The organism is Exiguobacterium sp. BG5(2022), assembly GCF_031844365.1.
Lineage (GTDB): Bacteria > Bacillota > Bacilli > Exiguobacteriales > Exiguobacteriaceae > Exiguobacterium > Exiguobacterium profundum.
In genome coordinates this window covers 1,259,391-1,271,086 of sequence record NZ_JAUZVB010000001.1, presented here as the reverse complement: position 1 = coordinate 1,271,086, position 11,696 = coordinate 1,259,391, and the positions used below count along the sequence as shown (strand labels likewise).

The 11,696-nt window shown below is 47.8% G+C and carries 14 protein-coding genes; 10 read left to right on the top strand and 4 right to left on the bottom strand.

The window, feature by feature from the left end; genetic code table 11:
* Positions 1–11: 11 nt before the first annotated feature.
* The 5 genes from Q9R25_RS06560 (at position 12) to Q9R25_RS06540 (ending at position 3,869) form a co-directional block, all read left to right on the top strand.
* On the top strand, positions 12–857 hold the full coding sequence (locus Q9R25_RS06560; RefSeq protein ID WP_047795123.1) for a DUF72 domain-containing protein: 846 nt from the start codon (positions 12–14) through the stop codon (positions 855–857).
* A 15-nt stretch (positions 858–872) separates the two neighbouring features.
* Complete coding sequence (locus Q9R25_RS06555) at positions 873–2,213, top strand: bifunctional metallophosphatase/5'-nucleotidase (RefSeq protein WP_251125252.1); 1,341 nt, start codon at positions 873–875, stop codon at positions 2,211–2,213.
* A 48-nt stretch (positions 2,214–2,261) separates the two neighbouring features.
* Entirely contained in the window at positions 2,262–2,630 is a 369-nt protein-coding gene (locus tag Q9R25_RS06550) for a YutD family protein (protein WP_047795125.1), read from the top strand.
* 158 nt (positions 2,631–2,788) lie between these two features.
* Complete coding sequence (locus tag Q9R25_RS06545) at positions 2,789–3,094, top strand: hypothetical protein (RefSeq protein ID WP_214690691.1); 306 nt, start codon at positions 2,789–2,791, stop codon at positions 3,092–3,094.
* Between the two features lie 103 nt (positions 3,095–3,197).
* On the top strand, positions 3,198–3,869 hold the full coding sequence (locus tag Q9R25_RS06540; RefSeq protein ID WP_311282933.1) for a DUF975 family protein: 672 nt from the start codon (positions 3,198–3,200) through the stop codon (positions 3,867–3,869).
* Between the two features lie 44 nt (positions 3,870–3,913).
* Here Q9R25_RS06540 and glpX read toward each other — a convergent pair whose 3' ends face one another.
* Positions 3,914–4,894: a class II fructose-bisphosphatase gene (glpX, locus tag Q9R25_RS06535; RefSeq protein WP_159562592.1), complete on the bottom strand. Its 981-nt coding sequence runs from the start codon at positions 4,892–4,894 to the stop codon at positions 3,914–3,916.
* 158 nt (positions 4,895–5,052) lie between these two features.
* Here glpX and Q9R25_RS06530 point away from each other — a divergent pair, with 158 nt between their 5' ends.
* Complete coding sequence (locus tag Q9R25_RS06530) at positions 5,053–5,496, top strand: DUF86 domain-containing protein (RefSeq protein ID WP_074036381.1); 444 nt, start codon at positions 5,053–5,055, stop codon at positions 5,494–5,496.
* A gap of 4 nt (positions 5,497–5,500) precedes the next feature.
* Entirely contained in the window at positions 5,501–6,280 is a 780-nt protein-coding gene (locus tag Q9R25_RS06525; protein WP_214690694.1) for a TIGR01457 family HAD-type hydrolase, read from the top strand.
* A gap of 19 nt (positions 6,281–6,299) precedes the next feature.
* Here the strand turns inward: Q9R25_RS06525 and Q9R25_RS06520 are convergent, their stop codons facing one another.
* The gene (locus tag Q9R25_RS06520; protein WP_012726833.1) at positions 6,300–6,527 is read right to left on the bottom strand and encodes a NifU family protein; all 228 of its coding nucleotides are present in this window, start codon (positions 6,525–6,527) and stop codon (positions 6,300–6,302) included.
* A 129-nt stretch (positions 6,528–6,656) separates the two neighbouring features.
* On the opposite strand from Q9R25_RS06520, the gene Q9R25_RS06515 reads away from it, so the two are divergent.
* Together Q9R25_RS06515 and Q9R25_RS06510 are read left to right on the top strand one after the other, a co-directional pair.
* Positions 6,657–6,962, top strand: a complete 306-nt coding sequence (locus Q9R25_RS06515; RefSeq protein ID WP_214683915.1) for a YuzD family protein — start codon at positions 6,657–6,659, stop codon at positions 6,960–6,962.
* Positions 6,963–7,129: 167 nt separating this feature from the next.
* The gene (locus Q9R25_RS06510; protein WP_214690695.1) at positions 7,130–8,416 is read left to right on the top strand and encodes a globin-coupled sensor protein; all 1,287 of its coding nucleotides are present in this window, start codon (positions 7,130–7,132) and stop codon (positions 8,414–8,416) included.
* Positions 8,417–8,509: 93 nt separating this feature from the next.
* Here Q9R25_RS06510 and Q9R25_RS06505 read toward each other — a convergent pair whose 3' ends face one another.
* Positions 8,510–9,940: a S8 family serine peptidase gene (locus Q9R25_RS06505; RefSeq protein WP_215243788.1), complete on the bottom strand. Its 1,431-nt coding sequence runs from the start codon at positions 9,938–9,940 to the stop codon at positions 8,510–8,512.
* A gap of 240 nt (positions 9,941–10,180) precedes the next feature.
* Positions 10,181–11,236: an NAD(P)/FAD-dependent oxidoreductase gene (locus Q9R25_RS06500; RefSeq protein ID WP_074036387.1), complete on the bottom strand. Its 1,056-nt coding sequence runs from the start codon at positions 11,234–11,236 to the stop codon at positions 10,181–10,183.
* A 98-nt stretch (positions 11,237–11,334) separates the two neighbouring features.
* Here Q9R25_RS06500 and Q9R25_RS06495 point away from each other — a divergent pair, with 98 nt between their 5' ends.
* Entirely contained in the window at positions 11,335–11,571 is a 237-nt protein-coding gene (locus Q9R25_RS06495) for a YuzB family protein (protein WP_012726828.1), read from the top strand.
* Positions 11,572–11,696: the final 125 nt, after the last annotated feature.

Sequence of the window (11,696 nt, the reverse complement as noted above, 5' to 3'; positions counted from 1 at the left end):
AGGAGGACGCTATGATCTATGTAGGTGTGACCGGATGGGGTGACCACGATTTGCTGTATACGACCCCAGAAGAACGAAAACATAAATTATCGACATATGCGGGACATTTCCCGACTGTTGAAGTCGACTCGACCTTCTATGCGATTCAACCTGTGAAAAATTTCGAAAAATGGGATGGGGAAACACCGGATCATTTTCAATTCGTTGTGAAAGTTTCCAGGGAAATGAGCGGACATGATCGTGAGCCGAAAACGCCTTTGATTGAACTGTTTGAGCGTTATCGCGTCTCGGTCGATCCGTTAAAACGAGCGGGGAAATTAAGGGCTGTGCTCGTTCAATTGCCGCCGTGGTTCGATGTGTCAAAGCCACACCTGGATTATTTGAGAACGCTTCGTGCCGAGCTGTCAGATTACGAGATTGCCATCGAGTTTCGCAATCCGACCTGGTTCTCAGAAGCGTTCCGGGACCGGACGCTTCAATTTTTGAAGGAGCAGCGGTTCATCAACACGATTTGCGATGAACCGCAAACGAAAGAGAGCAGCATCCCGTTCGTACCGGTCGTGACGCATCCTGATGTTGCGGTCGTTCGATTGCATGGACGCAATACGTCAGGATGGCTCAAAAAACCTGGAATGACGAGTCAAGAATGGCGGCATGTTCGCTGTCTGTACCGGTATAGCGAGGAAGAATTGCAAGAATTGGCGACCTCACTTCGTGAGATTGACCGTGAAGCGAAAGACGTGTATGTATACTTTAACAACAACTCGGCTGGGGATGCAGCACCGAATGCGAAGCGACTCATTGAGATTCTTGGCCTTGAATATGAACTCGCGCCGAGACAAATCAGTTTGTTTTAGAAGGAAGGGATGGCCATGACGACACTGTCTATTTTTCATTACAACGATCTTCATTCAAAGTTCGACCAATGGCCGAAACTTGTTTCATTTCTAGAAGAACATCGGACTGACGACACGCTGTACTTTGATTTAGGAGATCATGCCGACCGCACCCACCCGGCGACCGAAGTGACACGTGGAAAGTTGAATGTTCGTTTGCTCGAGCAACTCCGTCCGACAGCGGTCACCATCGGAAACAACGAAGGGATCACTTTTCCTCATGATTGGCTAGCCGAACTGTATGACGAAGCGACATTTCCCATCTTACTTGGGAATGTATATGAAGCAGACGGGTCACGACCGAATTGGGTCGATGAGACACTCGTTCTTGAGAAAGATGGTTTCCAAATCGGCCTGTTTGGTGTGACCGCTCCATATGAAGAGTTATACCCAGAGCTCGGCTGGCAGATTGAATCGCCTTACGAGGCGGCGGAGCGAGCGCTGAAACAGTTGGCGCATTGTGATGTCATCATCGCGCTCAGTCACCTTGGGTTCTTTGGAGACGAGCGATTAGCTGAAATGTTTCCTGAAATCGATGTGATTCTCGGTGCGCATACACATCATGTTTTAGATGAAGGTGTGATGACGAACGGTGTGTTGATTGCACAGGCCGGAAAATATGGGAAGTACGTCGGTGAAGTCACACTGACGCTTGGCGAGTCAGGAATCGTATCGAAAGAAGCGCGCCTTCACGAACTGTCTCAGCAATCGGATAGTCCAGACACGTTGGCGTTGTTGCGCACAGAAGGGGCAGATGCCGAACGCCTTCTTGATGTCACGATTGCAGAGACGGATGGATACGCCTCCGATTGGTTCGGACCTTCTCCACTTGGTGACCTACTCGTCGAAGGGATGGTCGAATGGTGTGCGGCGGATGTTGGGATTATTCCATCTGGGGTTGTGCTAGAAGGCCTTGCACCGGGTGGGGTGACGCTCAACATGTTGCATCGGATCTGTCCGCATCCAATCAACCCTTGTGTGCTGACATTGGACGGTGAAACGTTGTCGCGTTTCCTTCACGATACTAATGAAGAAACGTTCACGAATATGCATGTCAGAGGTCTCGGGTTCAGAGGGACCGTTCTCGGAGAACCGAGTCTCTATCAAATCGAACAACGTGACGGTCAGACTTATGTGATGGGGGAACGATTGGATTTAAATCGGACATATCGTGTCGCAACGGTCGATATGTTGACATTCGGTCCGCTTCTTCCTTATTTGGCAGACCAACCGAAGCGATATTTCATGCCCGAACTTCTGCGAGATGTATTACGAGAAACAATCGTCGCCCGTCATGAAGTGATTCGAAAAGGATAGAGCGCATCGATGAGGGCATGCTATGATAACAGAGTGGAGGTGGGAGCGATGATTCGAGTGAATCGCCACGGATATACCGTCTTGGAAGAAAAACGGGACGGGTTCGATGAAGAGGCGTTTATCGCACGGTATAGTGACGTGCTAGATAAGTACGATTACATCGTCGGTGATTGGGGGCATGGTCAGTTGCGATTGAAGGGATTCTATGAACCGCAATCTAAATTGGCGACCTATGAGAACCGAATTGATCACGTGATGGACTACGTATACGAATATTGCAACTTTGGATGTCCTTATTTCGTTTTGAAAAAAGAAACGGAAATCAACGAAGAAGAGAGTGGACCCGTCTTTGGGGGAACGAAGCAAAAACTGAAGTTGAAGCGTAAGTTTAACAAGACCGATGAATCAAACGTGTGAAGTGCTGAGCAGTCAGCACTTTTTTTATTACATTTGATTTCCAAATATTTCGTTTAGGTAAAAAGTCGTGACTTCCGGTTTTGAGGTTGGAAAAATGTGATAAATTGTCATTAAGGATAGTTTCGTCGTTTTTTGGTTTTGATAGTGAGGTGATTTGGATGCAACATGTACAAACGACCGTCGGGGATCGGGATGACGTCCATAATCGAATTCATAACTTCGGACTCGGGATATTGGCCATGTTCTTTTTTGGTTTCCATATCATGATGACCTTTTATTTTACGGCGGCAGTCATTCTATTTGAACTCTTTCATGTGTTGATCATCCGTCGCTTTGAATATGGCCATTCGTTCTTGCGAGGCCGTGTCTTCAAAGTCACATCTCACCTTGTGTTATCACTCGGGGTGCTGTTGTTGATCTTGTCCATGTCTCAGTTCTTTTTAGGCAATGTGATGATTCGCTAAGCGGAAAGGAAAAATTCCTTTCCCTTTTTTTATGTTTTTTTGAAACGTATGGTCACCTTTTCACGTACACTAATAGAAAGACTACGAAAAAGGATGGATTACTATGAGATCTGAATGGAAACAACATGCACGACACGCCTTGAAAGGAAAATGGTGGTTGATGGCCGGATTGGCACTCTTGTTCCTCATTATTAACGGGATTCCGCAATGGTTTGCGCCTGAAATGGACGTCAACTCGCCAGAACCGTTCACATCGCCAGAAGTCACTTTGAGCTTTGTATCGAACGTTCTGCAAATTTTAATTGCCCCACTTGCGATCGGTTGGTCGTGGCTTGCTCTCAACGTATCACGTGAGAAAGGAGCCTCGCTCTCAACGCTGTTCAAGCCGTTCCAGACACGTTACTTCAAACATGTCATCACCTCGTTTGTGATGGGGGTATTCCTCGTGTTATGGACGTTGTTACTCATCGTACCGGGAATCATCAAAGGATTCTCATATTCACTTACGCCGTACATTTTGCGCGATCAGCCTGAACTTTCCGCACTCGAGTCGATCACAGAATCACGTCGTCTCATGGATGGGCACAAGATGGAAGCCTTCATGCTCGTCTTGTCCTTCTTTGGTTGGTTCCTCGTCGGGATCTTGACGCTCGGGATCGGGTTCTTCTTCATCGGACCTTACTTCTCGACGACGTACGCGACGTTCTACGATTCGATTCGAGACAAGCAAATTGATTCGAATGAGCCAGTGCACGGAACAGAACAAGGATTTTAAAGAAACAAACGCCTCGCTCAAGTGATTGAGCAAGGCGTTTTTGATTAGGCGTTGACTTCAGTTTTTTGTAAGTATGGCTTCAACGACAAGTGGTGTTCGGCCACGACTTTACGAATCGTACGTGTCTTCGAGCGCATGACGAGTGATGTCGTCTCGACGATATCATCTGTTAAGAATTTGACGCCATCGAGCAACTCACCTGACGTGACACCTGTTGCGGCGAAGATACAGTCATCACTCTTGACGAGGTCGTCGAGCGTGAGGAGTTGGAGCGGATCTTCAATGCCCATCGAGATGACGCGTGCAGATTCTTCTTCATTCATCGGGTGAAGACGGGCCTGCATGTCTCCGCCAAGCGCTTTGACAGCTGCAGCCGTGATGACGCCTTCAGGAGCACCGCCTGTACTGATGAAAATATCAATCGGATTTGTTTTGACGGCAGCTGCGATTCCGGCCGAGACATCGCCATCCTCAAACAATTTGACGCGTGCGCCGACGTTCATGACGGCTTGGCGAAGGTGTTCGTGGCGATCGCGGTCTTGCATGATCACCGTCACTTCTTCAATGCGTTTATTGTTATATTTTGCTGCTTTTTCAATGATCGACTCGAGTGGTTCATCGAGCGAGACTTTTCCTTTTAAGTTCGGCCCAACGACGAGCTTATCCATGTACATATCTGGTGCGTGGAGGAGGGCACCTTCATCCGCAACAGCGATGACGACCATCGCATCTCCGAGTCCTTTTGCGACAATGGATGTACCTTCGAGCGGATCAACGGCGATGTCGACTTTCGGACCGAACGTCGTACCGAGTTTTTCCCCAATGTAGAGCATCGGTGCCTCATCGAGTTCACCTTCACCGATCACGACCGTCGCATCCATGTTCACTGTTCCGAGAACTTCGCGCATCGCTGACGTAGCTGCGTCATCGGCTTCATTCTTTTGCCCGCGTCCAATCCATTTCGATGATGCGAGTGCTGCGGCTTCCGTTGCTCGTACGATTTCTAATGCTAATTCACGTTCCATAGTGTTGTACCCTCCACGTTATCTCTATTAAATGTGTTATACTTTTTATGGCTCAAATCCGTTGATTAGTGTATCACATTTTTATAAATGATGTAAATAGGGCAGGTTCTTTTCTCCAGAACGAAAAAGGATTAGTATTAACAGCAGGGGGGATCATCATGTATTTTGTGAATAGAGAGAAGATTAATCAGACACTGGAACAAATGGAGACGATGTTAGCACATACGGACCAACTGAGCGGAGATGCGTTTACGGTAGAACTTGCGAAACAACGAATGGCTGTCCTCCTGATAGAAGGGGTCATCGACGTAGGGAACTCGATGATTGACGGATTCATCATGCGAGACCCGGGTAGCTATGAGGATATTGTCGACATTCTGCTCGATGAACGCGTGCTCGATGAGAAGACGGGTAATGCCACCAAGGCGCTCGTCGGATTGCGTGCATACTATGTCCGTGAGTTCGTCGATGCAGACGCATCACGCTTCGATGAATGGGTGAAGACGTCGAAACAAGACTTCACAGCGTTCTCCACGCAAGTTCGTCGCTACTTAGAGGTCGAACTTGGACCAGTGTCCGCATTCTTGCCAGAAAGCGAGTGATTGGATGGAACCGATAAAAGGATATTTGTTTGATTTAGATGGTACGATGTATGCAGGAATAGAGCCCGTTCAAGCTGCTGTCGATTTTGTAAACGAGTTAGAAGCTACGGGCGTCCCATACTTATTCGTCACGAATAACGCCTCGATGACACAACAGCAGATTGCGGATAAGTTGATTTCAATGGGGGCAAATGTGAAGGCAGAAAACGTCTTGACGAGTGCGATGGCGACGGCTTTTTATATTGAGAAGATGTCACCGGGCGCGACCGTCTATATGATTGGCGAAGACGGACTCCGACTCGCCTTAGAATCTCGTGGGTTCCACGTCACGGACGAACCGAAAGCGGACTATGTGGTCATCGGTCTCGACCGTCACATTACGTATGAGAAGTTGGCGCGAGGGGCGATCGCCATTCGTTCGGGAGCCCGATTCATTTCGACGAATGGGGATATCGCCATTCCGACAGAACGAGGGTTTTTACCGGGGAACGGGTCGCTCACATCCGTGTTGACGGTGACGACAGAAAAAGAACCATTCTTTATCGGGAAGCCAGAACCGGTCATGATTGATATTGCACTCGACATGATTGGATTGACGAAAGAGGATGTCGTGATGGTAGGGGATAACTATCATACAGATATTCTATTCGGGATCAATGGGGGAATCCGTACACTTCACGTCAACTCAGGTGTACACGGTCCAGCATTTGTTCAAGAACAAGAAAAACTCCCGACCTATATGGTTGAGAGTTTAAATGAATGGAAGCATGAAAAAAAGGGATGACGAATGTCTCCCTTTTTGCTTAGAATACTTGTTCTACTTCGACGATGCCTGGTACTTCTTCGATGAGCGCACGCTCAATACCGGCTTTTAGCGTGATTGTTGAAGACGGGCAGCTGCCGCAAGCACCCATCAAACGGAGCTTGACGATGCCTTCTTCGACATCAACGAGTTCGACGTCTCCGCCGTCACGAAGCAAGAACGGACGCAATTTATCGAGCACTTCTTGGACTTGATCAAACATTTCCATGGTATCTACCCCTTTCTCGTTCTACTTTATTCTAGCAAGTTTGAGAGTGTTTCTCAATCATTTACGCTGAGCGTTTCGTCATCGGGAGTGGGGAGGATTTTTGTATAATGGTTTCGAGGGGGAATGAAAATGAAAATCACGGTTTATGGGGCAGAGGTTCAATGTGCCAGTTGTGTCGGTGCACCGAGTTCGACCGAGACGTATGAGTGGTTGCAAAGTGCGCTCGGACGCAAGTATCCGGAGCAGTCCTTTTCTTTCGAGTATATCGATTTCGAACAGAGTGAGGACGAGTTTGCCCAGGCGCTTAAAGACGATGAATGGTTTTATCCGCTCGTCTTGCTCGACGGAGAAGTGATTGATGAAGGGGTCGTTCAGTTACGAAAAGTGTATGCGGCAATTGAGGCGAAACAAGGATCCGTCAATCATATAAAATAGTGAGCAAGTGGACGAACCATGCGATAGCAAGGTTCGTTTTTTGTTTACCTATAATTCAGAAAAAGATTTTACAACTTTTGTCTCTCGGGCTAAACTGAACATAACTTGTATAAATTTTATAATATTTTGAAAATTAATAAACCTGTTTATTAAAGGAGGACTATTTGATGTTTGCCCGAAAACGAAATATGCCGATCCATTTAGACACCTCGTCCCAAATGGAGCACTTGTTGATCGCACTTCCCGATGAGTTGGAACGACAACGTCAGTTGATTCGTCTCGAACGTGAGGATTTAGCTTATTTACGTGCGTATCAACAGGAATTACGTCAATTGACACCTCGGTTGGTTGATGTGTTTTATGAAGAGCTCGAAAAGATCGACGAGATGAGAGAGTTGATTCGGCAACATTCGTCATCGGACAAATTAAAACTCACTCTTTCTAACCATATAATGGAGATGTTTGAAGGGAAGTTGAATGAAGCATATATCAATCGACGTCTCGCCATCGCCAAACGTCATTATCTGATCGGTCTGAAAGGGAAATGGTATATGGCGGCCTTCCAAAAAATATTCGAGACGCTTGTCTTATCGATTCAACATGAGCAGCTCGATGCGGACTCGAAAATGAGGTTGATGATGGCCGTCTCGAAAATCTTTAACTTCGAGCAACAAATCGTGCTCGAGATGTTTGACGATGAAGCAGACGTCGTTCGTGACCAGATGCAACACGTGAAAGATGAAATCAGTCAAACGATTCAGCAGGCGAGTGAAGATTTGGCTGCCCTCTCACAAGAAGTCATGGCTAGTTTTCAGTCGATGAATGAGCGGGCAGATGATATGAAGCATTCAAGTTCACTCACGCAGACAAAGCTACGGACGGTACTTCACTCTTCAGTGAGTGGGAAAGACACGATTTTGTCGGAGGCGGGACGCCTTGATGAAATCGCGCGTGACCTCTCCGATTCAGCTCAGGAAATCAAGGCGCTCGAAAGATTGATGAACGAGATCATGACGATTGCGGATTCGGTCAAACAAATTGCCAACCAGACGAACCTACTTAGCTTGAATGCCGCGATTGAAGCAGCACGGGCAGGCGAGCAAGGGAAAGGATTCCAAGTCGTCGCTTCCGAAGTACGGACGCTCGCGAGTCAATCGAAACAAGCGGCAGAAGAGGTGGAGGATTTGGTGAAGCGTCTCACGAACCAGATGGAAGAGACTTCGAGCCGCGTCTTATCGACCGAGCAAGAGATGAAGCAGACGATGGGACGGATCAATGAAGTGACGGATGCCTTCCTCCAAATTTCGGGTGATTCGGAGCATGCTGACGGGCAGATGGGGAGTCTCGCCGGTGATATAGATGAGATTGTGGAATCCATTGCCGAACTCAAGCGTGCCACGACCCAGATTGCGACGTCTTCGACACGGTTGATGGATACCGCACAACGATTGTAAGTGGTCAAATGATAAAAAAGACGAATCAGGTCGCATGACACAACTTGATTCGTCAATTAGTGAAGTCGAGCGAAGGGACTCGACTTTTTTTATTTAGAGAAGCTGGAACGATGACGTCGCTGAATCAGCCGTGTAGCCGGTAAGCGTCGCATCAGACTTCACTTGATACGTTCCGCGTTGTGACCAAGAATTCGTCGAGAGTGTGAATGTGATGGTTCCTGATGAATTCGTCTTGCCTGTACCGACAAGCGTCGTACCGTTCGGTTGTGTGACCGTCACACGAACATCGGCGTTTGCGACCGCTTGGCCATTTGAATTTCGTACTGCCGAAGAAATCGAGACGACTTCACCAGCGTAGTAAGAAGACTTCGATGTCGAGACTGTCGTCGTGAGTGCTTGGACAGGTTGCGTCGTACCACCAGAAGTCGGGGATTGGACAAGTCCGTTCCCGAACCATGTGTCGCGACCTGTTGTACCAAGGTCGATGGAGTCTTGCGACAATTTTGTACGGAGTTGTGTGCTCGATAGCGTAGGGAACGCCTGTTTCATGAGTGCGAGGTTACCCGCCACATACGGTGTCGCCATTGATGTTCCGCTCATTTGACCGTAGCCCCCATTTGAGAGGGTCGAGTTGATGCCGACACCAGGTGCTGCCACTTCGACAGTGCTACCTGTCGCCGAGAACGAGGCACGGTTGTTGTTGATATCTGTTGCAGCAACAGCAATTGCCGAACTGTAACGAGCCGGATAGTTGACGAGGTCACCCGATCCATCGGTACGACCATTGTTACCCGCTGCCGCGACGACAAGGATGCCTGCATTATTGGCACGATCGACAACTTGTTGGAGCGTCGTCGATGGACTTGTCGTCCCGAGGCTCAAGTTGATGATATCCATATCATTAGTGATCGACCAGTCAATCCCTGCAACGATACTCGATAAGCTACCACTTCCGTTCGCCTCAAGAGCTTTGACGGCGTATATGCTTGCCTCGTGTGCAATCCCGACTGTTCCGATGCTATTGTTACGTGCACCGATAATCCCGGCTACGTGTGTACCGTGACCATTGTCATCGGCATACGAACTCGTGACCGTGCTAAATGAGGCACCACCAGCGATTGTTAAATCGGGGTGGGGCGAAATCCCTGTGTCGACGACGGATACTTTGACACCTTTCCCTGTGAATCCACTCTGCCAAGATGAAGGAGCTTTTAGTTTAGGAATCCCCCAGTCTTGTGTTTGATTCTCAATCTGTACGATTTGATCCACTTCCACGTGTGCGACGTTCGGGTTATTCTTCAGTCCATTCAAGGCAGCTTTCGGAACTTCGAGTGCTGCTGCAGGAATATTCGAATACTGTTGTTTAACTTCCATGCCTTCAATCGACAGCGGAATTTTCTTTGCCGATTCCTTGAAAACGACGATGACACGTTCTTTCTCTTTGTTTGGGGCGGCATCCGCACCCCCAGGTACGGTTGACAAGACAAGCAATGAGGCGAGGACGGAGCTACAGATTTTTTTCAACTTGTTTCCTCCTTTAGGGTATGTAGGCAAGATGACGTGATGTCGAACTGCCGTGACCATAGAGTAACAAGTTTTACCAACGTGTAGAATACGCCAATGGCATTAAATATCTGAATATTTAGATAAGGATACAGGGGATTCAGATACAAGACTTTTGACTCAATCGTTAGAAAAATGAATAGAAATAACAGATGAACAAATTAAAAAAGCGAACCAGCCAGAGGCTCGTTCGCAATGTATTCATTTAATGACTTTATGTTTCCAAAGGATACCGGACTTTAATAGTCGGGCTACTTTCCCGGTGAGTGATTGTTTCCCCATAAACACCCCAAAGCCAGCCTTCTTCCCGAGGGAACCGAGCGTCCCTTTCAGTTTGATGTCGGGTAATTCTGGATAATTGATACCTTTCCATTTGCAAAGCAAGACTTGAACGATCTGTTCGGCTTGGGCTTCGGCAAGTTGTCCGGACGGTGCGTACGGTAAGCTCGCATTGTCACCAACGACAAACACGTCCGGCAGTCCAGGAACAAAGTGATGTTCCGTCAATTTGACACGTCCGCCTCCATCGAGCTCCCAACCTTGATTCCGTACAACGGCGACCGGTTGAATCCCGGCCGTCCATACGGTCAGATCAGATGGGAATAAGTCTTCATGGTTCCATAATCCGTCAGCATCGACACGTGTGATGTTCGCATTATTGATGACTTCGACGCCGTGCTCCTCGAACCAAGATTGTACGTACATCGAGACACGATTAGATAAGAAAGATAGAACGGATGGTCCGCGGTCGAATAAACGGACCGTCAAATCAGGCCGGCTCTCACGAAGTTCGCTGGCGAGTTCGACACCAGATAGACCGGCACCGACGACAGAAACGACCGAACCTGGTCGCAGACCGTTGATCGCTTGTTGTGTCTTACGTGACTCTTCCAGTGTTTGAATACTGTACGTGAATTCGGCTGCTCCTTGAACGTTGTGGTATTTGTCTTCGCATCCTAATCCGATGACGAGGTCGTCGTAGGGCACTTTTTCTCCACTCGCGAGCAGAACCATTTTGTCTTCGGTGTCGATGTCCGTGACCTGTCCGTATATGTAATCGATTTCATCCGGAAAGTCGATGCGAATATCGCGGTCCGAGACCGTTCCTGCGGCCAGTGCGTAATACTCAGTTTTCAATCCATGATAAGGCAAGCGATCGACGAGCGTGACCGAGATGTCTTGTAACTGATGTCCAAGTACTCTCTCAATCACACGCATTCCCCCGTAACCGCCTCCTAAGACGACTAATTTGCGCATAATAATCCCCCTTTGTTACTCTTCAACTGTATCATGTTATAATCTGCCGTAGAAGAACCATTTTCCGATAATTCACGTAAAGAAAGACGGTGACATATATGATGAATCCGATCATCGAATTTTGTGCTTCGAATTTGGCGATGGGCTCACAAATTGCCCGGGCTAAATTAGAGTCCGACCCTGATCTTGATGTGGTCGAATATGGCTGTACAGGCTATTGTGGTGTCTGTTCCCTTGATCTCTTTTGCCTCGTAGACGGGGAAGTGGTGACGGGTGAAACACCAGAAGAGCTCGTGACGAAGGTGTATGAAAAAATCGAAGAGATGGCATGGTAAAAAGTTTGAGGAAATGACCTCAAACTTTTTTATTTCACCCGTTGCATTTTAAAAAGAGGGATGTTATATTCTAAGAGGTTCGAATGTAGGTTGTCTGACGTTTAACAACGATAAAAAGAAAGCGT